Source organism: Kitasatospora sp. NPDC101176, from assembly GCF_044768035.1.
Lineage (GTDB): Bacteria > Actinomycetota > Actinomycetes > Streptomycetales > Streptomycetaceae > Kitasatospora.
In genome coordinates this window covers 467,340-491,162 of sequence record NZ_JBIWPA010000001.1, presented here as the reverse complement: position 1 = coordinate 491,162, position 23,823 = coordinate 467,340, and the positions used below count along the sequence as shown (strand labels likewise).

Here is a 23,823-nt window from a genome sequence, read left to right as displayed (position 1 = left end):
GGCTCGCGGCTCCGGGTTCGGGCGGACGGGGTGGTCGGGGTGGTCGGGGTGGTCGGGGTGGTCGGGGCTCCAGGATCCCGCACCACGGGCGGTCGGCGCCCGGCCCCCGGTCTCGGGGGCGGCCGGTGCGGTGCTCCGCGGGCCACGTCCGGCGCTCCCCGGCCGGGCCTCCCTCAGTCCCCGGCCGGGCCGGTGGCGCCGTGGACGCCGGCCCGCAGCAGCTGGTGGCCGAGGTCGACCAGGGCGCGGCCGGCTGCGAACTCGTCCCCGACGGCGGGCGCCGGGGCGTCGAACGGGCCGCGGCGGGCGAGGGCGTCGCTGTGCAGCACGGTGCCGTCGGCGTCCAGCACGGCGTGCACCCGGGTGGTGCCGCCGTCCTCGACCACGTGCAGGCTGAGCTGCCAGTCCTTGGTGCGGACGGGATCGGGGCCCGGTCCGCCGGGCTCCTCGCCGACCGCCGACCGCGCCGCGACGGTCGCCTCCGGCGGGACCGCCGCCCCTGCCGCCTCCGCCGGGACGCGCGGTGCGGCCGAGGCCGTCCCGTCGGCGCGCACGATCACCACCGGGCAGGTCCCGTGCACGGCGCAGCGGACGCTGACCGACCCGAGCAGTGTCCGGGCGAAGGTGCCGCGCCCCCGGCTGCCCAGCACCAGCAGGTCCGCCTCCTCGGCCGCCTCCAGCAGCACCTCGGCGGCGTGCCCGGGCAGCAGGCTCTCCCGGACCTCCACCGGGCGGTCGCGCCCCAGCACCTCGTCCACCTCGGTGGTCAGGGTGCGCCGGGCCGTCTGCTCGAAGCCGTCGTCCACCACCGGCATGTACCAGCCGTACAGCGACGGGTACTCCCAGGCCGCGACGGCGTCCACCACCGCCCCGGTCAGCGCGGCCTGGTCGACCGCCCAGCGCAGTGCGGCCCTCGACGGCGCCGAACCGTCGATGCCGACCACGATCCGGCGCGAGCGGCCGGCGACGGCCTCGATGCTGCCCATGACGAACCACCTCCGGAACGGGCCCCACGCCCGTGTCGAGCGGTCCCCTCCTCCACGCTGCCCGCCCGGGCGGGCGGAGCGCCAGGGACGGGACGGCCCGGTCCGCGTGCCGGTCGGGACGGACGGGCCCACTGGGGCCGGAGCGGGTCGCCGTGTCGGCCTGTGTCCGAAATGTTGCGGATCCGGGGCGGAGGGGTGGCGGAGCCGTGGCGTAGGCTGACCGCGCTCGGATCGACCTCGGGGGGAACCACTCATGCGCCGTGCCGCGGCCGCCGTCGCGCTGCTCGTCGGGCTGACCGCCGTCACCGCCTGCGGCCCGGACGACCCCGACCCGGCACCCGCCGCCGCGAGCCCCGCCGCCTCCGCCGCGGCGAGCGGCCCGGCCGCCACCCCCGGCGCCGCCCCCACCGGGAGCACCGGCGGGAAGGACACCACCACGCCCCGGCCCGACGGCAGCATCACCGTCGCCTTCGCCGGGGACGTTCACTTCGAGGGCCGCACCGAGGCCCGGCTCGCCGTCCAGCCGCCCGAGCCGGCCCTCGGCCCGCTCTCCCGGACGCTCGCCGACGCCGACCTCTCCGTGCTCAACCTGGAGACCGCGATCACCGATCGCGGCGCCCCCGAGCCGAAGACCTACACCTTCCGCACCTCGCCCAAGGCGCTCTCGGCGCTCAAGGACTCCGGCGTCGACGTCGTCTCGATGGCCAACAACCACGCCGTCGACTTCGGCGCCGACGGCCTCGCCGACACCCTCGCCGCCAAGGACTCCTCGCCGATCCCGGTCGTCGGCGTCGGCCACGACGCCAAGGAGGCGTACGCCCCCTACGTCACCACCGTGCGCGGCGTGAAGGTCGCGGTGGTCGCCGCCAGCCAGGTGGAGGACCTCACCAACCAGAAGTGGCGGGCCGGCGCCGACAAGCCGGGCATCGCCTCGGCCCTGGACGTCCCCGCCGTGGTCAAGGCGGTCGAGGCGGCGAAGCGGCAGGCGCCCGTCGTCCTCGTCTACCTGCACTGGGGTGACGAGGGCAAGGCCTGCCCGACCGGCCCGCAGACCACCATCGCCAAGAAGCTCGCCGCCGCCGGCGCCACCGCGGTGGTCGGCACCCACGCCCACACCATGGTCGGCTCCGGCATGCTCGGCAGCACCTACGTCGGCTACGGCTTCGGCAACTTCCTCTGGTACGGCACCTCCAACTACGCCTTCTCCAACGAGACCGGCGTCACCACCCTCACCATCGGCAAGGACGGCAAGGTGGACGGGGAGGCCTTCGCCCCGGCGACCATCGACGACAAGGGCGTTCCTCAGCCCGTCACGGGTGCCGCCGCCGAGGCCGCCCTCAAGCGCCGGGACTCCCTGCGCGGCTGCGCCGGCCTCGCCCCGGCCCCGGCGGCACCCGGGGCCGGCGCGGCACCCGGGGCCGGCGCGGCGCCGACCGGGTCGGGTCCGGCGACGCCCCGCCCGACGGGGGCGGGCCGGGCGACCGGGGCTCCGGCCGCCGGGGCGCCGGCGACACCGGCGCGCTGACCGCGGCCGAGGGCGCGCGTTCTCCGTCCGCGCCGGTCCTGCGGCGGCCCGTCGCCGCCGGACCGGGAACGGCGCAGGCGGGAACCCGGCCCCGGACAGCGGTGTCAGAGCGGGCGGCCGTGCCGCCAGTAGCCCTTGGCGTGGAGCAGCTCGCGGGGGACGGCCCGCCCGGCGAGCAGGTGGCGACGGACGTCGTCGACGGCCGAGGCCTCGCCGGCGACCCAGGCCGCGGAGCCGGGCGGTGGCTCGGCGGCGGTGGCGGAGCGGGCGAACAGACGGCCCTTGTCGCCGGGAACGCCGTGGCCGCCGCCCGCGTCGCGCGGCAGCCAGCGCACCGTCAGGTCGGCGCGGGTGGCGAGGGGGAGGGCGTCCGCGGCGGTGGCGATCTCGAAGTGGGCGGACACCCGGGTGCCCGCCGGGAGCTGTTCGAGCAGGCTGAGCGCCGCGGGCAGGGCGCTCTCGTCGGCGGCCAGCAGCAGGTGCGCCGCGCCGTCGAGGGCGGGGCGTCCACCGCGCGGCCCGACCAGCCGGGCGCGTGCGCCGGGCCTGGCGACGGAGGCCCACCGGGAGAGCGGCCCGCCGCCGTGCAGCACGACGTCCAGGTCGACCTCCTGCTGCGCGGGGCGGTGGTGGCGGATGGTGTAGGCCCGGGACTGGCCGTCGGGAATCGCCAACTTCACCCACTGGGTGGGGAACTCGACGCCGAGGGCGGCCAGGGTGGGCCCGGCGAAGGTGAGCCGGGTGAGGGTGGGGGTGAGCGGGGTGACGGCGGTCAGCACCACGTCGTGCGTGGGGCGCAGGCGTCGGAACACGGCGACTCCTGGATCGGCCGGGGCGGTAGCGCGCCGGGCTGGAGGAAGGTGGGATCAGCGCGGGAGGTGGCGGTCGACCAGCGCGGACACGAAGGCGGTGTCCAGCGGGCGGCGCAGCACCAGGGCGCGGTGGTAGAGCGGGGCCAGCAGCGCGTCGAGCAGCGCGGCGGCGTCGTCCTCGGTCAGGCCGAGCTGCTCGCGGACCAGGGAGACGTCCCGGGCGCGCAGCCCGTCGAGGAATCCGGTGTGCAGCAACTCGGCCGTTCGGGCGTCGAGTTGGGCGTGCCCGAGGAGGGCGAGCAGGACCTTGCCGGCAGGTTCCTCGGCGAGGAACCGGGCGTGCAGGTGGACGTAGCCGCGCAGGTCGGCGGGCTCGGGCCAGGCGAGGGCGCCTTCGGCGTCCAGCACCAGGTTGTCGAAGAGGATGTCGACCTTCGACTTCCACCAGCGGTAGATGGTCTGCTTGGCGACCCCCGCGGCCGCCGCGATGCCCTCGATGGTGAGCGCCTCGAAGCCGTGCTCGACCAGGAGGTCGTCGGCGGCGTTCAGGACGGCCAGGCGCGCGGCCTCGCTGCGGCGGCCGCTGGTGGCGCGGGTGCCGGCGGTGGCGGGGCTGGGCTGGCTGGCGATGGTGCTGGGGTCCTCACACGGGCGGGGGTACGGCTCGGCCGGGGTCATCCTCTCACGCGTCCCTGCGGTGCCCGGGCCGCGTCCTCCCGGTGCCCGGGTGCAGCGGTGCCACCGCTGCGGAGCAGCCCGGCGGCGACCGCGAGCGCCAGGAGGGCGACGACGGCGCTGAAGACGACCCCGGCCGTGCGCAGGTCGGTGGCCCGGATCAGCAGGCCGACGCCGACCACCGGCACCGACAGCATGGTGTAGAGCACCGCGAAGAACGCGGAGACCGCCTCGCCGCGCCGCTCCGGCGGGACCCCGCCGTTGACGGTGCCGAGTCCGGTCGCCACGGCCGTCCCGGTGGCCAGGCCGTTCACCCCCGCACCGAGCAGCAGCGGCGTGAGCGAGGAGGTGAGCAGGGCCGTCGCGACGAGCGCGGCGGCCAGCACCAGTCCGGCGCAGGCGGCGGGCAGGGCGCGGGCCTTCGGCAGGCTCCGGGCGAGCAGTTGCCCGACGGCCGTGGCGGCGAAGGCGAGGCAGACCACCAGCCCGGCCAGCGCGTGGTCGTGCAGTCCGAGGACGGTCGCCAGGAAGAGCCCGCTGACCGCGGTCAGCACGCCGAGCACGGCGAAGCCGGAGCCGCCGGCGACCGCCGCGCGCCGGAACGCAGGGCGGACGGCGGCGGGCACGCGCAGCGGCTGGAGCCGCGGGCGGAAGCCGACCGGCGCGGTGACGGTCTCCGGCACCGCGAGCAGGCCCGTCAGGGCCACGCCCGTGAGGACCAGCATCACCGTCCACGGCAGCCGCAGCGGGGAGCCGGCCCACTCGGCGAGCAGTCCGGCCAGCAGGGTGCCGCCGGCCAGGCCGCCCATGTTCGCCGCGAGGGCGACGGTCTGGGCGCGCAGCCGGCGCTCCGGCGGGGCGAGGTCGAGCAGGGCGGCGGTGGCGGCGCCGGTGACCAGGGCGGCGGCGAGGCCGGACAGCACCCGGGCGGCGAGCAGCCAGGGCAGCGAGTCGGCGGCCTCGAACAGGCCTGCGGCACTCGCGGCGAGCAGCAGGCCGAGGGCGAGGACGGGGCGGCGGCCGATCTCGTCGGAGAGCCGGCCCAGGGCGACCAGCCCGGCGACCACTCCCGCCGCGTACACCGCGAAGATCACCGTGACCGTCAACGGGGTGAAGCCCAGGGCGTGTTGGTAGAGCGGGTAGAGCGGGGTCGGCACGGTGGTGCCGGCCATGGTGGTCCAGAAGGCGAAGGCCAGGGCGGCCCGGGCGAGGCGGCGGCCCGGGGTGGCGGGGCCGGCGCTGTGGGCGTCGGGGCCGGGTGTGCGGGGGTCGGGGCCGGCGCTGTGGGGGGCGGGGCCGGGTGTGCGCGCGCCGGTGGCGCCGCCGGTTCCGGTGGCGGGGGTGGGTGGCCCTGAGGGCATGGGGGTGCTCCCTTCGAAGCGGAAAGTGGACGCAACGTTGCGTTGCGCTTCGATAGGTCGGAAGCTAGCACTAGACGCAACGTTGCGTCCAGATTCGATGCCGCAACGGGTGGGGATGGGGCGGAGTCGGTCGGCGAGGCGGGGAGTTGACGGTCGCGCAGACTCTCGGCGCAGGCGAACAAATGTGTTAGGTTAGGCTTGCCTAATCTTGCTGGTCGGAGGGGATGTCCCGTGCAACAGTCCGAATTCGCCGGTACCGTCGCGATGGTCACCGGAGCCGGGCAGGGCATCGGTGCCGCCGTCGCCCGGGCGCTCGCCGCCGAGGGAGCCGTCGTCGCGGCGGTGGACCGCAACGCCGGCGCGCTCGCGACGCTCGCGGAGCACACGGCCGCCGTACACCCCTACGAGCTGGACGTCTCGGACGCCCGCGCGGTGGAGGCCGCCGTCGACGGCATCGAGCGCCGACTCGGGCCGGTGGACGTGCTGGTGAACGTCGCCGGCATCCTGCGCACCGCGCCCGCCGTCGAACTCACCGACCAGGACTGGGCGGACACCTTCGCGGTCAACACCACCGGGGTCTTCCACACCTGTCGCGCCGTCGGCGGCCGGATGGCCGGCCGCGGCCGCGGCGCCGTGGTCACCGTCGGCTCCAACGCCGCCGGGGTGCCGCGGGCCGGCATGGCCGCGTACGCGGCGTCCAAGGCGGCGGCCACCATGTTCACCCGCTGCCTCGGGCTGGAGCTGGCCCGCTCCGGTGTGCGCTGCAACATCGTCTCGCCCGGCTCGACCGACACGGCGATGCAGCGGGCGCTCTGGGGCGAGGACGCCGAGGCCGCCGAGCGGCGCGTCGTCGAGGGCGACCCGGGCTCCTGGCGGGTCGGCATCCCGCTCGGGCGGATCGCCGCACCCGCCGACATCGCCGAGGCCGTCGTCTTCCTCGCCTCGGACCGCGCCCGGCACATCACCATGCACGACCTGTACGTCGACGGCGGCGCCACCCTGCGGGCCTGACCCGTCGCCGGGCCCGTCCTGCCCCGTTCCCCTCCTCCCCGTTCCCCCCGCTCCTCGCCCGCCGGCCGCCCGGGAGTGCCCCAGCGGCCGGGCCGCCGTGCGGGGGCAGGGGCCGGGGCCCGGCGCATCCGGCAGGCCGAGGCCCCCGGTGGCGCCGACACGCCGGCACACCCCGACCGTCCCGACCGTCCCACGACTGGAGAAACCACGGTGACCACGGTGCACCACGCCCCCGCCGGGCCCGCCGCGCTCGCGGACCCCGCCGCCGCCCCCGCGCAGCGCCCCGACCAGGGCCCCGACCACGCCGTGATCGGCGCGGCCAGCGGTCTGCTCGGCCAGTACCGGGCCGCCACCGACGAGGCGTTCTTCGCCTCGCCGACCCGGACCCTGCTCACCACCGGCGTGCACGCCAGGGTGCCGCAGGACGGACGCCCGCTGCCCGAGCGGGTCGCCGCGACACTGGCCGAGGCGCGCCGCGCCGGGTTTGAACGGCCGCTGGTGGTCGGCGCGTTGGCCTTCGACCACGACAGCCGGGCCGAGCTCGCCGTCCCGCTGAAGGTCCGTAGAGCCGGGGCGCTGCGCGACGACCCGCTGATCGCGCTGCCCGCCCCGCCGGCCGAGCAGGTCGCCTGGCGGGTCCGCCCGGTGCCCGAGCCGGCCGCGTACGGCGCGGGGGTCGCGGCGGCCGTCGAGCGGCTGCGCGGCGGGGAGCTGAGCAAGGTGGTGCTGGCCCGCACCGTCGAGCTGAGCGCCGACGGCGCCCTCGACCTGCCCGCGATCCTCCAGCGGCTCGGCCGCCGGGACCCGGGCGGCTACACCTTCGCCGTCCCGGCCGGCGGCGGCCGCACCCTGATCGGCGCCAGCCCCGAACTCCTGCTCTCCCGGCGCGGCACGACCGTGCTGGCCAACCCGCTGGCGGGCTCGGTGCCGCGCAGCGCCGACCTCGGCGAGGACGTCCGGCGCGCCGCCGCGCTGCTGGAGTCGCCCAAGGACCTGCACGAACACGCCGTGGTGGTGGACGCGATCCGCACCGCGCTGGCGCCGTACTGCCGCACCCTGGACGTACCGGACCGGCCCACCCTGGTGCGGACCGCCGCGATGTGGCACCTCGCCACCACCATCGGCGGCGAGCTGGCCGACCCGGCGGTCTCCGCCCTCGAGCTGGCCACCGCGCTGCACCCGACCCCGGCGGTCTGCGGCACCCCGACCGACGTGGCCCGGCGGGTGATCGGCGAGGTCGAGCCCTTCGACCGCGGCCTCTACACCGGCATGGTCGGCTGGAGCGACGCGGACGGCGACGGCGAGTGGGTGGTCACCATCCGCTGCGCCGAGGCCGACGAGCGGACCCTGCGGGTCTACGCGGGCGCGGGCGTCGTGGACCGCTCCCGCCCGGAGGACGAACTGGCCGAGACCAGCGCAAAGTTCCGCACCTTCCTGGACGCGGCGGGGGTGCCGCAGTGACGCTCCCGGACGGATTCACCCCGTACCCCGCCGAGTTCGCCGAGCGCTACCGGGCCGCCGGGTACTGGCGCGGCGAGACCTTCGGGCGGATGCTGCGCGAGCGGGCCGCCGAGCACGGCGAGCGCATCGCCGTCGTGGACCCGGCCGGCGCCGGGCGCCGCTGGACGTACGCCGAACTCGACCGCCGCGCCGACCGGATGGCCGCCGGGCTGCTCGCCCGGGGGATCCGCCGGGGCGCCCGGGTGGTGGTCCAACTGCCCAACGTGGCCGAGTTCTTCGAGGTGGTCTTCGCCCTCTTCCGGATCGGCGCGCTGCCGGTCTTCGCGCTGCCCGCGCACCGGGCCACCGAGATCGGCCACTTCTGCTCCTTCACCGGCGCGGCCGGCTACGTCGTCCCGGCCGTCGAGAACGGCTTCGACTACCGCGAACTCGCCAGCCGGGTGCAGGCGGAGAACCCCGCGCTGCGGCTGGTCCTGGTGGCCGGGGACGACCCGGGGGAGCACCTGCGGCTCGCCGACGTGCCCTGCGACGGGCCCGGCCCGACCGAGGCGCCAGGCCCGGCCGACGTCGCCTTCCTGCAGCTCTCCGGCGGCAGCACCGGCGTGCCGAAGCTCATCCCGCGCACCCACGACGACTACATCTACTCGCTGCGAGGCTCGGTCGAGCTGTGCGCCCTCGACGCGGACAGCGTCTACCTGTGCGTGCTGCCCGCCGCCCACAACTTCCCGCTCAGCTCGCCCGGTTCGCTCGGCACGCTGTACGCGGGCGGCCGGGTGGTGCTGTGCCCGCAGCCCAACCCGGAGACGGCCTTCCCGCTGATCGAGCGCGAGGGCGTGACCGTCACCGGGTTGGTGCCGCCGCTCGCCCTGCTCTGGCTGGACGCCGCCGAGCGCGGCGCGGCCGGGCCCGGCGGGAACGACCTGGACAGCCTGGAGGTGCTGCTGGTCGGCGGCGCCAAGTTCAGCGAGGAGGCCGCCCGCCGCGTGCGGCCGGTGCTCGGCTGCACCCTCCAGCAGGTGTTCGGAATGGCCGAGGGCCTGGTCAACTACACCCGTCTGGACGACCCGGACGAGCTGATCACCACCACGCAGGGCCGGCCGATCTCCCCGGACGACGAGATCCGGGTGGTCGACGACCAGGACCGCGACGTCCCCGAGGGTGCCACCGGACACCTGCTCACCCGCGGCCCGTACACCATCCGCGGCTACTGGAACGCGCCCGGGCACAACGCCGCCTCCTTCACGGCGGACGGCTTCTACCGCACCGGGGACCTCGTCCGCCGCACCCCCACCGGCCACCTGGTGGTCGAGGGGCGGGCCAAGGACCAGATCAACCGGGGCGGCGAGAAGGTCGCCGCCGAGGAGATCGAGAACCACCTGCTCGCGCACCCCGCCGTGCACGACGCGGCGGTCGTCTCGATGCCCGACCCGTACCTCGGCGAACGCACCTGCGCGTACGTCCTGCTGAGGCCCGAGCACGCCGAACGGCCGCCGAAGTCCGTCGAGTTGAAGCGCTTCGTGCGCGGACGCGGGCTCGCCGAGTACAAGGTGCCCGACCGCGTCGAGTTCGTCGACGCCTTCCCCGCCACCGGGATCGGCAAGGTCAGCAAGAAGGACCTGCGCGCCGCGATCGCGGCCGCGCTGCCGGCCCCCGCCCCCTCCATCCACCCCGTCCCCTAAGGAACCACCGCCGTGGGCCTGCCCCGCATTCCCTCCTATCCGATGCCCGCCGCCGGGGAGCTGCCCGCCAACCGGGTCGCCTGGACGGTGGACCCGGCGCGCGCCGTGCTGCTGGTGCACGACCTGCAGAACCACTTCCTGGACGCCTTCGACACCGCCGCCCCGCCCGTCCCCGAACTGTTCGGGAACGTCGCCCGGTTGGCGAAGCTGGCCGCCGTCCACGGCATGCCGGTGGTCTACTCGGCCCAGCCCGGCGGGCAGAGCCCGGCCGAGCGCGGCCTCCAGCAGGACTTCTGGGGCCCCGGCATCCCGGACGACCCGCGGGCGACCGCGATCGCCGAGGCCGTCGCCCCGGCGCCGGGCGACACCGTGCTCACCAAGTGGAAGTACAGCGCCTTCGTGCGCACCGACCTGGAGCGGCTGCTGCGCGAGCAGGGCCGCGACCAGCTGGTGATCACCGGCGTCTACGCGCACATCGGGGTCCAGGCCACCGCCTGCGACGCCTGGATGCGCGACGTGCAGGCCTTCGTGGTGGCCGACGCGGTCGCCGACTTCGGCCCGCAGGAGCACCGGGCCGCACTCGCGTGGGTGGCCGGCCGCTGCGGACTGGTGACGACCGCGGACGCCGTGTCCGCGGCGCTGGAAGGGAAGTGACGGGCATGGCATTCACGGTGGAGCGGATCCGGGCCGAGGTCGCCGACCTGCTCGGGGAGGACCCGGCGGACATCCCGCTGGACGAGAACCTGGCCGACTGGGGCCTGGACTCGGTGCGGCTGATGGCGCTCGCCGAGCGCTGGCGGGCCGAGGGTGCCGAGGTCGGGTTCGTGCAGCTGGCCGAGCGCCCGGCCGTCGAGGCCTGGGCCGCGCTGCTGGGCGCGGCCTGATGGAGGCGCTCGCGGTCCAGAGAGCCGCGGGGGGAGCGGCGGGGGCGACCCCGGCGTCGGGGGGAGCGGCGGGCAGCACGCCGGGGAGCGCGCCCGTGCGGCCGGCCGCCGGTGTGCTGACCCTGGCTCCGCCGTCCGGGCCCGGTGCGCCGGACCCCCGGGCGGCCCGGGCGCCGAAGCACCCGCCGACCACCGCGGTGGGGCCCGTCGAGGCCCAGGCGGCGCGGACGCCGGAGCTGCCGGCCCTGGTGATCGCGGGCGGCGCCGTCGTCACCTACCGGGAGCTGAACGCCGCGGCCAACCGGCTGGCGCGGGTCCTGACCGCGCGGGGCGCCCGCCCGGGTGCGGTGGTGGGCCTGGCGGCCGCCGGCCGGCCGGCGGACCTGCTGACCTCGCTGCTGGCGGTCGCCAAGTCCGGTGCGGCCTACCTGCCGCTGGACCCGGCGGACGCGCCCGGGCGCCGGGAGCTGCTGCTGGCCCGCACGGCGCCGGTGTGCGTACTGGGGGAGGGGGTGCCGGGGGCGCTCGCCGGGCTGGACGCGGCGGGCGAGCTCGCCACCGACCCGCCCCGGGCGCTCACCCCGCAGCACCCGCTCTGCATCGGGTTCGGGCCGGGCGGGCGACCGGAGGAGGTCCGGCTCACCCACGGCGAGGCGGACCGCCGGGTGCGCGAGCTGCAGGCCGCCCACCCGCTCGGACCGGGCGACCGGGTGCTCCAACTCGGCCTGCCGATCTGGGAGTTCCTGTGGCCGCTGCGGACCGGCGCCGCCGTGGTGCTGGCCGATCCGCACCGGCCGGGGGACGTCGGAGCCCTGGTCCGCGACCTGGGCGTGACGGCGGTCCGGGCGACCTCGACGGTACTGCTCGGCGGGTGACGGGCGGCGGGGGACAGGTGACGGGGGACAGATGACAGCTTTCAGATGACAGATGATGAAATCTGTCATCTGAAAGCTGTCGTCTGAAATCTGAAAGTTGTCAGCTGTCACCCGCCCGTCTCCGTTCACGCCGCCCCTCCGCTCACCCCGTCCCTCCGCGCCGCCGCGAGGTCGGCGGCCGTCCAGGCCAGGGCGACCGCGCCGTCCAGGACCGCCCGGTCCGCCTCCGGCCCCACGGCGGCCTCGGCGAACGCGGCCTCGTGCGGGGTGCAGGCGCCGCCGGTGATGTCGAGGACGGGGTGGATGGCCGGGACCGCGTGCGACACGTTGCCCATGTCGGTGCAGGCGAAGGGTCCGCTCTCGATCGGCTCCGGCCGGCCGAGGGCCGCCGCGTTCGCCCGCCAGAGGTCGAGCAGGGCGGGGTCGGAGCGCATGTCCAGGTAGTCCGGCTCGGGTCGTTCGAGCAGCACCTCGCAGCCGGTGGCGAGCGCCCCGGCCCGGAAGCAGTCCTCGACCCGGGCGCGCAGCTCCGCGAGGTCCTCGGCCGCCGAGGTGCGGATCTCGTACTCGGCGCTGGCGCTGTCCGGGATGAGGTTGGGCGCCGTGCCGGCCGCGGTGGTGATGCCGTGCACCCGCCAGTGCGGCGGGAGTTGCTGGCGCAGCAGCCCCAGGGCGACCTGGGCGACGGTCAGCGCGTCGGCGGCGTTGCGCCCCTCGTGCGGGTTGAGGCTCGGGTGGGCGGCGCGGCCGGTGTAGCGGACGGAGAGCGTGCCGAGGGCGAAGGAGCGGAAGTCGGCGACCTCGACCGGGCACGGGTGCACCATCATCGCGGCGTCCACCCCGTCGAAGGCCCCGTCGGCGAGCAGCAGCGCCTTTCCGGCGCCGCGTTCCTCGGCGGGTGCGCCGATCACCCGCACGGTGAGCCCGAGCCGGTCCGCGTACGGGGCGAGTCCGAGGGCCGCACCGAGGCCGGCGGCGGCGATCAGGTTGTGCCCGCAGGCGTGTCCGAGGCCGGGCAGCGCGTCGTACTCGCAGACGAGGGCGACGGTGGTGGGCCCGTCGCCGAGGCTCGCGGTGAACGCGGTCGCCAGGCCGTGCGCGGGTGCGGTGACGGCGTAGCCATGGGTGCGCAGCAGCTCGGCGCACCAGGCGGCGGCGCGGTGTTCCTCGAAGGCCGTCTCGGGGTGGGCGTGGATGCGGCGGCTGAGCGCGAGCAGCTCGTCGCGGTGGGCGTGGACGCGTGCGCGGACGGCCTCTTTGGCGTCGCTCGGGGACATGGGCGGCGTCTCCGGGGTGTCAGGGCCGTGGCCCCGGGGGGCCGTTGACCAGATCATATGAAGTTAGATTAGGCTAACCTAAGTATGGCGTTTCGTTCGCCGGACCCCGAGGAGCTCTCCGAACCATGCCTGCCGTCGACACCCAGGCCGCCGACGTCCCGCTGCTCGCCGCCCAGGCCGCCATCTGGTACGCCCAGGCGCTCGACCCCGACAGCCCGGCCTACAACACCGGCGACGCCGTCGAGATCACCGGACTCCTCGACGAGGACCTCTTCGAGGAGTCCCTGCGGCAGGCGGTCGACGAGGCCGAGGCCCTGAGCGCCGTCGTCGTCACCGGCCCCGACGGAACGCCCCGTCAGCGGCTGAGCCCCGGCCCGCGCTGGCCGCTGCACCGCCTCGACCTGCGCGCCGCCCACGACCCGGACGCCGAGGCCGAGGCCTGGATGCGCGCGGACCTCGCCCGCCCGGCCGACCTCACCCGCGGCCCGCTGTTCACCCAGGCCCTGATCCGCCTCGCCGACGACCGGACCTGGTGGTACCGGCGGATCCACCACCTCGCCGTCGACGCCTACGCGCTGACGCTCCTGGGCGAGCGGGTCGCCGAGCTCTACACCGCGCACGCCACCGCCACCGAGCCCGCCGCGCGCCCCTTCGCCGACCTCGCCGAGGCCGCCGCCGAGGAGGCCGCCTACCGGGACGGCGAGGAGTACCCGGCCGACCGCGCCCACTGGGCCGCCCGCCTGGCCGACGCCGGCACCCCCGCCACCCTCCCCGGTGCGCCGGCCACGACCCCGGGCCCGACCCCGGCCCCAGCCACAGGCGATGACACCGCGTCACCCTCCGCGTCACCCGTCGCGCCCCCGCTGCGCCTCACCGCCGACCTGCCCGCCGGCACCCGCGACCGCCTGGAGCGGGCCGCCGCCCCGGCCCGCGCCACCTGGGCCGAACTGCTCCTCGCCGCCACCGCCGGCTACCTGCACCGGCTGGCCGGCACCGAGGACGTCGTGCTCGGCCTGCCGCTGGCCAACCGCCGCGGCCCGGCCGCCCTGCGCACCCCCGTCGCCACCGCCAACGTGCTCCCGCTGCGGGTGGCCGTCCACGCCGCCGACCCCGCCGAGGAGCTGCTGCGCCGCGTCGTCCGCGAGCTGCGCGCCGTCCGCCGCCACCAGCGCTACCCGCTCGAGGACCTGCGCCGCGACCTCGGGCGCACCGGCGACCGCCGCGCCGTGTTCGGACCGATGATCAACATCAAGGCCTTCGAGGGCGACCTCGACCTCGCCGGACTGCCCGGCGTCGTCCGCAACCTCGCCGCCGGCCCCGTCGACGACCTCGCGGTCGGCGTGTCACCGGCCCCCGGCGGCGCCCTGCGCCTCGTCCTGGACGCCGACCCCGCGCGCTACGACGCCGCCTCGCTCGCCGCCCACCGCGACGGCCTGCTGCGCTACCTCGACGCCCTCGCCGAGCTGCTCCTCACCGCCCCGCGGACGCCGATCGCCCGGATCGACCTGCTCGACCCGGCCGCGCTGCGCCGGGCCACCGCCGGCCGCACCGAGGCGCCGGTCGACCGGACGGTGCCCGAGCTCTTCGCCGCCCAGGCCGCCCGCACCCCGGACGCCGTCGCCGTCCGCAGCGGCCGCAGCGCGCTCACCTTCGCCGAGCTGGACGCCGCCGCCAACCGTCTCGCCCACCGCCTGGCCGCCCTGGGCGTACGGGCCGGCGCGCCCGTCGCGATCGCCCTGCCGCGCGGCACCGACACCGTGGTCGCGCTGCTCGGCGTGCTCAAGGCCGGCGGCGCCTGCGTGTCGCTCGACCTGGCCCACCCCCGCCCGCGCCTGGCGGCCGTGCTGGCCGACGCCCGCCCGGTCTGCGCGATCGGCACCCCCGAGGCCCTGGCCGCGCTGGACCTGCCGGCCGGGCTGCCCGCCGTCCTGCCCGGCGACGCCGACGGCGAGCCCGCCTCCGCGCCGCCCGCCCCCCGGCTCCAGGACGCCGCCTACGTGCTGCACACCTCCGGCTCCACCGGCCGCCCCAAGGGCGTGCTGGTCACCCACGCCTCGCTCGCCAACCTGTGCGCGGGCCACGGCGAGGACCACATCGCCCCGGCGGTGCGCCGCACCGGCCGCGAGCGCCTCAAGGTCGCCCACAGCGCCTCGTTCGCCTTCGACGCCAGCTGGGACCCGGTGCTCTGGATGGTCCACGGCCACGAGCTGCACCTGCTCGACGACGCCACCTACCGCGACCCCGCCGTGCTGGCCGGCCACCTCCACCGCGAGCGCGTCGACTACCTCGACGTGACCCCCTCCTACCTCGAAGTCCTGCTCGCCGAAGGCATCCTGGACGACGAGTGGCACCGCCCCGCCGTCGTCGCGGTCGGCGGCGAGGCCACCCCGCCCGCGCTCTGGCGCCGGCTGACCGCCGTCCCCGGGCTGCACCCGATCGACCTCTACGGCCCGACCGAGACCACCGTCGACGCCTACGCCTGGACCCCGGGCCCGGACGGCGCCCCGGTCGGCCGGGTGGTGCGCGGCTCCCGCGCCTACGTGCTGGACGGCTCGCTGCGGCCCGCCCCCGACGGCGCCACCGGCGAACTGTACGTGGCCGGCGCCTGTCTGGCCCGCGGCTACCTCGGCCGCCCCGACCTCACCGCCGAGCGCTTCCTCGCCGACCCCTTCGGCCCGCCCGGCGCGCGGATGTACCGCACCGGCGACCTCGCCCGCCGCAGCCCGGACGGCACCCTGGAGTTCCTCGGCCGCGCCGACGACCAGGTCAAGATCCGCGGCTTCCGGATCGAGCCCGGCGAGATCGCCGCCGTCCTCGCCGAACTGCCCGGCGTCGCCCAGGCCGTGGTGATCGCCCGCCCCGGCCCGCACGGCAAGCGGCTGCTCGGCTACGCCGTCCCCGCGCCCGGCGCCGCCCCGGACCCGGACGCGCTGCGCGCCGCGCTCGCCGAGCGGCTGCCCGGGCACATGGTCCCGGCCGCCGTCCTGCTCCTCGACGAACTGCCGCGCACCGCCCACGACAAGCTCGACCACCGTGCCCTGCCGGAACCCGCCGCCGCCCTCCCGGCCGCCGGAGCACCGGCCGCCACACCCCGCGAGGAGCTGGTCTGCGGGCTGTTCGCCGACGTGCTCGGCCTGCCCGCGGCCCCCGGGCGGGACGACTCCTTCTTCGACCTCGGCGGCCACTCGCTGCTGGCCGGCCGGCTCGCCGCCCGGCTGCGCGAGACCTTCGCCACGCCCGTCGGCTTCGCCGACGTCTTCCGCCACCCGACCCCGGCCGGGCTCGCCGACCTGCTGGACGGCTCCGCCGACGCCGCCCCGGAGCCCCGCCCCGCCCTCGTCCCGGCGCCGCGCACCGAGCGGATGCCGCTCTCCGCCGCCCAGCGCGGACTCTGGTTCCTGAACCGGCTCCAGGGCCCGAGCGCCACCTACAACATCCCGCTCGCCCTGACCCTGACCGGCCCGCTCGACCGCGCCGCGCTCACCCTCGCCCTCGGCGACGTCAGCGCCCGCCACGAGGTGCTCCGCACCGTCTACGGCGAGCAGTCCGACGGCACGCCGTACCAGCGGATCCTCCCGGCCGCACCCGTCGAGCTGCACGAGGGCGGCACGGGCGGCGCGGGCGGCACGTTCGCCGAGGCCGTCGGGCACTGCTTCGACCTCGCCGCCGAACCGCCGCTGCGGGCCACCCTGTTCGCGCACGGCCCGCAGGAGCACACCCTGCTGCTCCTGCTGCACCACATCGCCGGCGACGGCGCCTCCACCACCCCGCTGGCCCGCGACCTGGCCGCCGCCTACACCGCCCGGCTGGCCGGCCGCGCCCCGGACCTCCCGCCGCCGGCCCTGCAGTTCGCCGACCACGCGGCCTGGCAGCGGCAGCTGCTCGGCACCGCCGACCGGCCCAGCCCGCTGGCCGCCCGGCAGGCGCAGTACTGGCGCACCGCCCTGGCCGGCCTGCCCGACCAGCTGGAGCTGCCCGCGGACCGGCCGCGCCCCGCCGTCGCCGGCCACCGGGGCGCCACCGTGCCGTTCGCCCTCGACGCCGGGGCCCACACCGCCCTCGCCGCCCTCGCCCGGGCCTGCGGCGGCACCGTCTTCATGGCCGTCCAGGCCGGGCTCGCCGCCCTGCTCACCCGGCACGGCTGCGGCACCGACGTCCCCGTCGGCACCCCGGTCGCCGGGCGCGACGATCCGGCCACCGCCGACCTGGTCGGCTACTTCGTCAACTCCCTGGTCCTGCGCACCGACACCTCCGGCGACCCGACCTTCCGCGAACTGCTCGACCGGGTCCGCGGCACCGTGCTCGCCGCGCACGAGCACGCCGACCTGCCGTTCGACCGGCTCGTCGAGGAGCTCAACCCGCCCCGCTCGCTGGCCCGCCACCCCCTGTTCCAGGTGATGCTCGCCTGGCAGAGCCGACCGGACGACACCCACCCGATGGGCGGCGGCCTCACCGCCCGGATCGCCGCCGTCCCCAGCGGCACCGCCAAGTTCGACCTCACCCTCAACGCGGGCGAGCTGCCCGGCGGCGGCATCGGCGGCTTCCTGGAGTACCGCACCGACCTGTTCGACGCCGCCACCGCCGAGGCCCTCGCCGCCCGGCTCGCCCGACTGCTCACCGCCGCCGCCGGCGATCCGGACACGGCGATCGGCCGGCTCCCGCTGACCGGCGAGCGGGAACGGACGCGCGCGCTGGTCGAGTGGAACGGCACTCCCGCCCCGACCGCCCCGGACACCACCCTGCCCGAGCTGTTCGAGGCCGCGGCCGCCGCCCACCCGCACGCGGTCGCCGTCAGCCACCTCGACGAGCAGCTCGACTACACCGAACTCGGCGCCCGCGCCGACCGGCTGGCCCGGCGGCTGATCGCCGACGGCATCGGCCCCGGCGCCATCGTCGCCCTCGCCCTGCCGCGCTCGCTCGACCTCGTCGTCGCCCTCCTCGCGGTGGCCAAGTCCGGCGCCGCCTACCTGCCGCTCGACCCCGACTACCCGGCCGACCGCCTCGCCTACATGCTGGCCGACGCCGCCCCCGCCGCCCTGCTCACCGACCGCGCCACCGAGCCCCGGCTGCCCGCCCACGACCTGCCCCGGCTGCTCGTCGACGGACCGGACCACGGCGGCCACCCGGCCACCCCGCCCGCCCAGCACGAGCGCACCCGCCCGCTGCGCCCCGAGGACACCGCCTACGTCATCTACACCTCCGGCTCCACCGGCCGGCCCAAGGGCGTGCCCGTCACCCACCACAACGTGGTGCGCCTCTTCCGCTCCACCGACCACTGGTTCGGCTTCGGCGCCGACGACGTCTGGACCCTCTTCCACTCCTACGCCTTCGACTTCTCCGTCTGGGAGCTGTGGGGAGCCCTGCTGCACGGCGGCCGGCTGGTCGTCGTCCCGCACCTGGTCAGCCGGGACCCGGCGGCCTTCCTCGACCTGCTCGCCCGCGAACGCGTCACCGTGCTCAACCAGACCCCGTCCGCCTTCTACCAGCTCAGCGCCGCCGACCGGGACCGCCCCGGCAGCGAACTCGCCCTGCGCTACGTGGTGTTCGGCGGAGAGGCGCTCGAACTCGCCCGGCTGGACGACTGGTACGACCGCCACCCCGAGCACGCGCCCACCCTGGTCAACATGTACGGCATCACCGAGACCACCGTGCACGTGTCCCACATCGCCCTCGACCGGGCGAGCGCCGCCGCCGGCAGCAGCAGCACCATCGGGGTCAACATCCCCGACCTGCGGATCTACGTGCTCGACCAGTACCTGCAGCCCGTCCCGCCCGGCGTCACCGGCGAGATGTACGTGGCCGGGGCCGGTCTGGCCCGCGGCTACCTCGGCCGCCCCGAGCTCACCGCCGGGCGCTTCGTCGCCGACCCGTACGCCGAACTGTTCGGGGAGCGCGGCACCCGGATGTACCGCTCCGGCGACCTCGCCCGCCGCCGCGCCGACGGCGTGCTGGAGTACTTCGGCCGCGCCGACCAGCAGGTGAAGCTGCGCGGCTTCCGGATCGAACTCGGCGAGATCGAGGCCGTACTGGCCGCCCACCCCGGCATCGCCGACGCCGCCGTCGTCGTCCGCGAGGACGCGCCGGGGGACCGCCGACTGGTCGGCTACGCCGTCGCCGCCCGGTCGGCCGACCGGCCCGACCCCGCCCCGGCGGCCGTCACCCCCGAGCAGCTGCGCGCCCACGCCGCCGCCGAACTCCCCGTCCACATGGTGCCCTCCGCCGTCGTCCTGCTCGACCGGCTGCCGCTCACCGCCAACGGCAAGCTCGACCGCCGGGCCCTGCCCGCCCCCGAGGCGCCGGCCGGCGGCGGCGGACGCCCCCCGCGCAACCCGCGCGAACAGCAGCTGTGCGAGCTGTTCGCCGAGGTGCTCGGGGTGCCCTCGGTCGGCGTCGACGACGACTTCTTCGCCCTCGGCGGCCACTCGCTGCTGGTCGTCCGCCTCGCCGGGCGGATCCGCGAGGTGCTCGGACTGGAGGCCGGCATCGGCACCCTGTTCCAGGCACCCACCGTCGCCGCCCTCGACGCGGCCCTGTCCGGCGGCGCCCGGCAGGCCGACGCCCTCGACGTGCTGCTGCCGCTGCGCCCCGCCGCGCCCGGCCGCCGGACCCCGCTGTTCGCCGTCCACCCGGCCGGCGGCCTCAGCTGGTGCTACACCGGCCTGATCCGCCACCTGCCCGCCGACCAGCCGATCTACGGCCTCCAGGCCCAGGGCGTCGGCGCCGCCACCGCCGGCCTGCCGCTGCCGGGCACCCTGGAGGAGCTGGCCGCGCACTACGCCGACCGGCTGCGCGAGGTCCAGCCCGAGGGCCCGTACCGGCTGCTCGGCTGGTCCACCGGCGGGATCATCGCCCACGCCGTCGCCGTCCGGCTGCAGGAACTCGGCCACCGCGTCGACCTGCTGGCCATCCTGGACGCCTACCCCGCCGAGGGCTTCCGCGACCTGCCCGTCCCCGACCAGGCCGAGGCCCTGGAGGCGCTGCTCACCATGGGCGGCTACGGCCCCGCCGACCTGGACGGCCGGCCGCTCGAACTCGGCGCCGTCACCGAACTGCTGCGCCGCGAGGGCAGCCCGCTGGCCGGGCTCGACGACGCCACCGTGGCCGCGCTGAACCGGATCTACCTCAACACCAACGACCTGGTCCGCGGCTACGACCACCGTCGTTTCGACGGGGACGCGCTGTTCTTCCGGGCCACCGTCGACACCATCGACGAGACCCTCGTCCCCGAGCTGTGGACCCCGTACGTGTCCGGCCGGATCGACAACACGGACGTCGCCTGCTCGCACAAGGACATGACCCTGCCCGCCCCGATCGCGCACATCGCCCGCGTGATCTCCGACCACCTGGAGAAGTCCTCCGATGAGTGACGCCCCCACCAACCCCTTCGACGCCGACGGCCGGTTCCTCGCGCTGGTCAACGACCAGGGCCAGCACTCGCTGTGGCCCGCCTTCGCCGCCGTCCCGGCCGGCTGGGACGTCTCCCACGGGCCCTGCGGGCGCGCCGACGCGCTCGCCTGGATCACCGCCCACTGGACCGACCTGTGACCCCTCCCGCCGCCGGGGCCCCGGCGCGCCCCCTCCTCGCGGGGCGCGCCGCGGTGGTCGTCGTCTACACCGCCGCGATGTGCATGAACGGCCTGGACTCGACCATCGTCAACCCCGCGCTGTTCACCATCGCCGAGGACTTCGGCCGGCCGGTCTCGGCGGCCAACGCCGTGGAGACGGCCTTCCTGGTCGGACTCGCCGTCGGCCTGCCGGTCGCCGGCTGGCTCGGCGACCGGTACGGCGTCAAGCGGGTCTTCCTCGGCTCGCTGGCCGCCTTCACCCTCGCCTCCGCACTCTGCGCCGCCGCTCCCGGCCTCGGCGCGCTCGCCGCCGCGCGGGCCGTCCAGGGCGTGGCCGGCGGGCTGCTCACACCGGTCGGGATGACCCTGCTGTTCCGGGCGTTCGCCCCGCACGAGCGGGCCGGCCTCGGCCGCGTGCTGATCGTGCCCACGGCCCTGATGCCCGCCCTCGGGCCGCCGCTCGGCGGCTTCCTCACCGAACACCTCTCCTGGCACTGGCTGTTCCTGGTCAACGTGCCGATCGGGGTCGCGGCGCTGGTGACCGGCCTGGCCGGCCTGCGGGCCGAGGCCGAGCCGCCCGCCGGCCGCTTCGACACCACCGGATTCCTGCTCGCCACCCCCGGCCTCGGGCTGCTCAGTTACGCGCTCGGCTTCGGCCCTGCGCACGGCTGGTCCTCGCCGGGCGTGGCGTTCGGCGGACTGGCGGGACTGCTGCTGCTCGGCGCGGCGGTGCGCCACCAACTCCGCGCCGAGGAACCGCTGGTGGACGTGCGGCTGCTCGCCGACCGGGCCTACGGCGCCGCCACCCGGCTCGCCCTGCTCACCTCGGCCGGCCTGATGGGCGCCCTGTTCGCGCTCCCACTGCTCTACCAGGCGGCGCTCGGGGCCTCGGCGCTGGACGCCGGCCTGAGCGTCTTCCCGGAGGCGCTCGGCCTGATGGCCGCCTCCCAGGTCGTCGACCGCCTGCTGCCCCGGTTCGGTCCGCGCCGCCTCGCCCGGCCCGCCCTGCTGCTGGCCGCGCTGGTGCTGGCCGCCCTGGGCTTCGCCGAGAACCCGTGGGCGGTGCGGGCGCTGATGTTCGCGGTCGGGCTGGTCCTCGGCACCGCCGTGCTCACCGTCCAGATCGCCGGCTTCGCCGACGTCCCGCCGCCCGCGATGGGCCGGGCGATGGGCCTGTTCACCATCGTCCGCACGCTGGGCGGAGCTCTGGGGATCGCCGCCGCGGCCGCCGTGATCGGGGCCCTCGGTGACGACGCCGGCTCGGCGGGCCCCTACCGGGTCGCCCTGCTGGGCACCGCCGGCCTGGTCGCGGTCGGCGTCCTCGTCGCGCAGCGCCTCCCGGTGGAGCCGCCGGCCCCGCCGCCCCCGGAGGACTGACCGGGGCCCGGGGGCGGCGCTGACCGGCGCCGCCCCCGTCTGCCCGCCCGCCCGCGGGGCGGGTTCAGTCGCTGGGCCAGAGGATCAGGTCGGCGAGCGCGTGGCGGGTGGGGCGGCCGCCGAGTTCGGTGAGGGCGGCGCGGATCCGGTGCAGGTGGTCGACGGTCAGTTCGAGCGGCGGCTCGTCGGGCTGGTGGGTGTAGCGGATCGGGTAGTCGACGCCGGGGGTGCGGGTCATCTCGATGTGGCAGCCGAGCACGTGCGTCACCGGTCGCCGTTCGGCGAAGGCGATCAGCCGGTCGATGGTCCTGGTGAAGGCCGGCCAGTCGTCGATGTAGAGCCGGCCGGGGTAGACCGTGTCCCCGGTGAGCAGGAAGCCGGTGTGCGGGTCGTGGAAGGTGACGGCCGCCGGGTGGTGTCCCGGGGTGGCCAGGCACTCCAGGACCCGGCCGCCGAGGTCGACGAGGGCCACCGCCTCCGGGTCGCGGTCGAAGCCGAAGTGGGCCCAGGCGGTGGCCGGGTCCGCCGCGACCACGGTGGTGAGGGGACGCCCGGTGAACTGTCCGTCGCCGGCGACGTGGTCGCCGTGCGGGTGGGTGTGCAGCACGAGCAGCCGGTAGCCGTCGCGGGGGTTGCGGGCGAGCCATGCGTCGATCAGCCCGTCGACGACCGTACGCAGCGGGAAGAACGCGGGTTCCGGGGTCGCCCCGGTGTCGATGAGCACCGCCCGGTCGTCCCCGAAGAGCAGGAACAGGAACGGCGCCTCGTAGTTGACCGCCATGTTCTGCCGCAGGATGACGGTGTGCTCGTCGTACTCGTAGACCTGGATCTCCGGGTCCGTGTCGTGCTTCGCCGACGGGGACCCGTGGATCCACCGCACGTCCAGCGGACGGGCGACCGGGGTACCGGCAGCCATGACGCCTCCCAGCGTGCGTCGTCTTGGCGGGCCGGGTACGGCGCACATCTCGTCCGGGGCCGGCGCCGACGCGCCGCCATGGGGACGCTAGCACGCGCCCGCGGCGGCGGTCCGGCCCCGCGGGGGCCGGTGCGGTGAGGGGCCGGTGTCGTGGGCGGACGGTGTCGAGGGGCCGGAGTCGTGGGAGGACGGTGTCGTGAGCCCGGTGTCGTGAGGGCCCGGTACCGCGAGGGGGCGCCTCCCGCCGGGCCCTCAGCCGGTCGGGCCGCCGAGCAGGTGCGCCAGCCCGTCGGCCAGGCCGCCGCGCCAGCAGGCGTAGTCGTGGCCGCCGTTGAACTCCCGGTACTCGAGGTCGTACCCGCGCGCCACGAGGACGTCGCGCAGGTGCCGGTTCTGGGTGAGCAGCATCCACTCCTGGAGGCCGACCTCCAGGTAGAAGCGGGCCGGGCGCCGCTCGTCGGCGGCGAAGCGGCGGGTGAGCCACTCGCTCCCCTCGTCGAAGTCGGTGCCGTCCGGCCACCAGAAGGAGCCGGATTGGGAGAGCGCGTTGCCGAACCGGTCCGGGCGGCGGTGGGCGGCGAACGCGGCGGTGAGTCCGCCCGCGCTCTGGCCGGCGATGACGGTGGCGGCCGGGTCGGTGGTGGCGCCGAACCGCTCGGCGGCCCAGGGCAGCAGCCGGTCGGCGAGGAGGTCGACGAACTCCGGGTTGCAGCTGAGGTCCCCGGGCCGGCCGGGGCCCATGGTGTGGACGAGCAGCGCGACGGTGGGCGGGATCGCCCCGTCGGCCGTGAGGTTGTCGAGGGTGTCGCCGACGGACAGCACCTCGCCCCACATCTCCCCGTCGAGCAGCACCGCCACCGGGTGCGGGCCGGCCTCGTGCCCCGCGGGCAGGTGGACGTCGACCCGCCGGCCGGCGTGCTCGGCGGCGACGGTGCGGCCGCGCGGCACGCCGTCGCGGCGCCGGACGTACGGCTGGGCGGGGGCGTCGGGGAGGCTGAGCACGGAGGAGGGATGGCGCCCGTCGCGGGCGGGCAGCCGGGGCTGCTCGTCGAGCGGGTCCGGCCGGGCGTGGTCGAGGACGTGCAGCCAGTCGGCCCGGGCGGTGCCGGGGGCGGCGCCGCGGTACGGGTGGAGCTGGTAGGAGGCGCGGTGGTCCGAGCGCAGCCGGTAGGTGATGGTCCAACGGCCGTCGGTCGTACGGTCCATCAGGTGCGGGGCGAGGTCGCCGGCGTGGCGGTCCTTGTCGGTGACGGTGTGCAGGAGGGCGAGCACGCCGTCGCAGGGCTGGTCCGGCTCGGGCTCGTGGACGAAGGTGACCAGCCGGTACGCGGGGTCGTGCGGGTCGGGTTCGACCAGGGGGTGGGGTTCCATGGGCAGCACTCCGGGACTCGGTGGCGGGAAGGGCGGGGCGGGGAAGGG

17 protein-coding genes and 1 riboswitch are annotated in these 23,823 nt (G+C 76.8%); of the genes, 10 read left to right on the top strand and 7 right to left on the bottom strand.

What is annotated here, in order from left to right:
- Nucleotides 1-173: 173 nt before the first annotated feature.
- Nucleotides 174-986, bottom strand: a complete 813-nt coding sequence (locus ACIRS1_RS02000; protein ID WP_402836076.1) for a universal stress protein — start codon at nucleotides 984-986, stop codon at nucleotides 174-176.
- Between the two features lie 253 nt (nucleotides 987-1,239).
- Here ACIRS1_RS02000 and ACIRS1_RS01995 point away from each other — a divergent pair, with 253 nt between their 5' ends.
- A complete protein-coding gene (locus tag ACIRS1_RS01995; protein ID WP_402836074.1) occupies nucleotides 1,240-2,511 on the top strand; it encodes a CapA family protein in 1,272 nt (423 codons plus the stop codon).
- A gap of 104 nt (nucleotides 2,512-2,615) precedes the next feature.
- Here the strand turns inward: ACIRS1_RS01995 and ACIRS1_RS01990 are convergent, their stop codons facing one another.
- The 3 genes from ACIRS1_RS01990 to ACIRS1_RS01980 are packed head-to-tail and all read right to left on the bottom strand — an operon-like array spanning nucleotide 2,616 to nucleotide 5,359.
- A complete protein-coding gene (locus tag ACIRS1_RS01990; protein ID WP_360205122.1) occupies nucleotides 2,616-3,323 on the bottom strand; it encodes a siderophore-interacting protein in 708 nt (235 codons plus the stop codon).
- Between the two features lie 54 nt (nucleotides 3,324-3,377).
- Nucleotides 3,378-4,001, bottom strand: a complete 624-nt coding sequence (locus tag ACIRS1_RS01985) for a TetR/AcrR family transcriptional regulator (RefSeq protein WP_402836072.1) — start codon at nucleotides 3,999-4,001, stop codon at nucleotides 3,378-3,380.
- Entirely contained in the window at nucleotides 3,998-5,359 is a 1,362-nt protein-coding gene (locus ACIRS1_RS01980; RefSeq protein WP_402836070.1) for an MFS transporter, read from the bottom strand. The genes ACIRS1_RS01985 and ACIRS1_RS01980 overlap by 4 nt, the downstream gene beginning before the upstream one ends.
- A gap of 264 nt (nucleotides 5,360-5,623) precedes the next feature.
- On the opposite strand from ACIRS1_RS01980, the gene ACIRS1_RS01975 reads away from it, so the two are divergent.
- The 6 genes from ACIRS1_RS01975 (at nucleotide 5,624) to ACIRS1_RS01950 (ending at nucleotide 11,269) form a co-directional block, all read left to right on the top strand.
- Entirely contained in the window at nucleotides 5,624-6,370 is a 747-nt protein-coding gene (locus tag ACIRS1_RS01975) for a 2,3-dihydro-2,3-dihydroxybenzoate dehydrogenase (protein ID WP_402836312.1), read from the top strand.
- Between the two features lie 306 nt (nucleotides 6,371-6,676).
- Nucleotides 6,677-7,831: an isochorismate synthase DhbC gene (gene dhbC / locus ACIRS1_RS01970; RefSeq protein ID WP_402836310.1), complete on the top strand. Its 1,155-nt coding sequence runs from the start codon at nucleotides 6,677-6,679 to the stop codon at nucleotides 7,829-7,831.
- Nucleotides 7,828-9,510, top strand: coding sequence for a (2,3-dihydroxybenzoyl)adenylate synthase (locus ACIRS1_RS01965; RefSeq protein WP_402836069.1), 1,683 nt, complete (start codon nucleotides 7,828-7,830; stop codon nucleotides 9,508-9,510). Before dhbC ends, ACIRS1_RS01965 begins: the two co-directional genes overlap by 4 nt.
- 12 nt (nucleotides 9,511-9,522) lie before the next feature.
- On the top strand, nucleotides 9,523-10,164 hold the full coding sequence (locus ACIRS1_RS01960) for an isochorismatase family protein (RefSeq protein WP_402836067.1): 642 nt from the start codon (nucleotides 9,523-9,525) through the stop codon (nucleotides 10,162-10,164).
- A 5-nt stretch (nucleotides 10,165-10,169) separates the two neighbouring features.
- Complete coding sequence (locus tag ACIRS1_RS01955; RefSeq protein ID WP_360205138.1) at nucleotides 10,170-10,394, top strand: phosphopantetheine-binding protein; 225 nt, start codon at nucleotides 10,170-10,172, stop codon at nucleotides 10,392-10,394.
- A gap of 95 nt (nucleotides 10,395-10,489) precedes the next feature.
- The gene (locus ACIRS1_RS01950; protein WP_402836065.1) at nucleotides 10,490-11,269 is read left to right on the top strand and encodes an AMP-binding protein; all 780 of its coding nucleotides are present in this window, start codon (nucleotides 10,490-10,492) and stop codon (nucleotides 11,267-11,269) included.
- Nucleotides 11,270-11,394: 125 nt separating this feature from the next.
- On the opposite strand, the gene ACIRS1_RS01945 is transcribed toward ACIRS1_RS01950, so the two are convergent.
- A complete protein-coding gene (locus ACIRS1_RS01945; protein ID WP_402836063.1) occupies nucleotides 11,395-12,546 on the bottom strand; it encodes an amidohydrolase in 1,152 nt (383 codons plus the stop codon).
- Between the two features lie 125 nt (nucleotides 12,547-12,671).
- On the opposite strand from ACIRS1_RS01945, the gene ACIRS1_RS01940 reads away from it, so the two are divergent.
- Genes ACIRS1_RS01940 through ACIRS1_RS01930 form a run of 3 tightly spaced genes read left to right on the top strand, consistent with a single transcriptional unit; the run spans nucleotide 12,672 to nucleotide 21,488 of the window.
- Nucleotides 12,672-19,913, top strand: coding sequence for an amino acid adenylation domain-containing protein (locus tag ACIRS1_RS01940; RefSeq protein WP_402836061.1), 7,242 nt, complete (start codon nucleotides 12,672-12,674; stop codon nucleotides 19,911-19,913).
- A complete protein-coding gene (locus ACIRS1_RS01935) occupies nucleotides 19,906-20,091 on the top strand; it encodes an MbtH family protein (RefSeq protein ID WP_360205147.1) in 186 nt (61 codons plus the stop codon). The genes ACIRS1_RS01940 and ACIRS1_RS01935 overlap by 8 nt, the downstream gene beginning before the upstream one ends.
- Nucleotides 20,088-21,488, top strand: a complete 1,401-nt coding sequence (locus ACIRS1_RS01930) for a DHA2 family efflux MFS transporter permease subunit (RefSeq protein WP_402836059.1) — start codon at nucleotides 20,088-20,090, stop codon at nucleotides 21,486-21,488. Before ACIRS1_RS01935 ends, ACIRS1_RS01930 begins: the two co-directional genes overlap by 4 nt.
- A 64-nt stretch (nucleotides 21,489-21,552) precedes the next feature.
- Here ACIRS1_RS01930 and ACIRS1_RS01925 read toward each other — a convergent pair whose 3' ends face one another.
- Complete coding sequence (locus ACIRS1_RS01925) at nucleotides 21,553-22,404, bottom strand: MBL fold metallo-hydrolase (RefSeq protein ID WP_402836057.1); 852 nt, start codon at nucleotides 22,402-22,404, stop codon at nucleotides 21,553-21,555.
- A gap of 12 nt (nucleotides 22,405-22,416) precedes the next feature.
- A riboswitch (guanidine-III (ykkC-III) riboswitch) is annotated at nucleotides 22,417-22,484 on the bottom strand.
- A gap of 172 nt (nucleotides 22,485-22,656) precedes the next feature.
- Nucleotides 22,657-23,775, bottom strand: a complete 1,119-nt coding sequence (fes, locus tag ACIRS1_RS01920; protein ID WP_402836055.1) for an enterochelin esterase — start codon at nucleotides 23,773-23,775, stop codon at nucleotides 22,657-22,659.
- Between the last annotated feature and the right edge of the window lie 48 nt (nucleotides 23,776-23,823).

What these genes read in the sequence shown, in the direction of transcription:
- ACIRS1_RS02000 (WP_402836076.1), bottom strand. Translation starts at nt 986, where the DNA reads ATGGGCAGCATCGAGGCCGTCGCCGGCCGCTCGCGCCGGATCGTGGTC.
- ACIRS1_RS01975 (WP_402836312.1), top strand. Translation starts at nt 5,624, where the DNA reads ATGGTCACCGGAGCCGGGCAGGGCATCGGTGCCGCCGTCGCCCGGGCG.
- ACIRS1_RS01925 (WP_402836057.1), bottom strand. Translation starts at nt 22,404, where the DNA reads ATGGCTGCCGGTACCCCGGTCGCCCGTCCGCTGGACGTGCGGTGGATC.
- ACIRS1_RS01995 (WP_402836074.1), top strand. Translation starts at nt 1,240, where the DNA reads ATGCGCCGTGCCGCGGCCGCCGTCGCGCTGCTCGTCGGGCTGACCGCC.
- ACIRS1_RS01955 (WP_360205138.1), top strand. Translation starts at nt 10,170, where the DNA reads ATGGCATTCACGGTGGAGCGGATCCGGGCCGAGGTCGCCGACCTGCTC.
- ACIRS1_RS01945 (WP_402836063.1), bottom strand. Translation starts at nt 12,546, where the DNA reads ATGTCCCCGAGCGACGCCAAAGAGGCCGTCCGCGCACGCGTCCACGCC.
- ACIRS1_RS01940 (WP_402836061.1), top strand. Translation starts at nt 12,672, where the DNA reads ATGCCTGCCGTCGACACCCAGGCCGCCGACGTCCCGCTGCTCGCCGCC.
- ACIRS1_RS01980 (WP_402836070.1), bottom strand. Translation starts at nt 5,359, where the DNA reads ATGCCCTCAGGGCCACCCACCCCCGCCACCGGAACCGGCGGCGCCACC.
- ACIRS1_RS01985 (WP_402836072.1), bottom strand. Translation starts at nt 4,001, where the DNA reads ATGACCCCGGCCGAGCCGTACCCCCGCCCGTGTGAGGACCCCAGCACC.
- ACIRS1_RS01935 (WP_360205147.1), top strand. Translation starts at nt 19,906, where the DNA reads ATGAGTGACGCCCCCACCAACCCCTTCGACGCCGACGGCCGGTTCCTC.
- fes (WP_402836055.1), bottom strand. Translation starts at nt 23,775, where the DNA reads ATGGAACCCCACCCCCTGGTCGAACCCGACCCGCACGACCCCGCGTAC.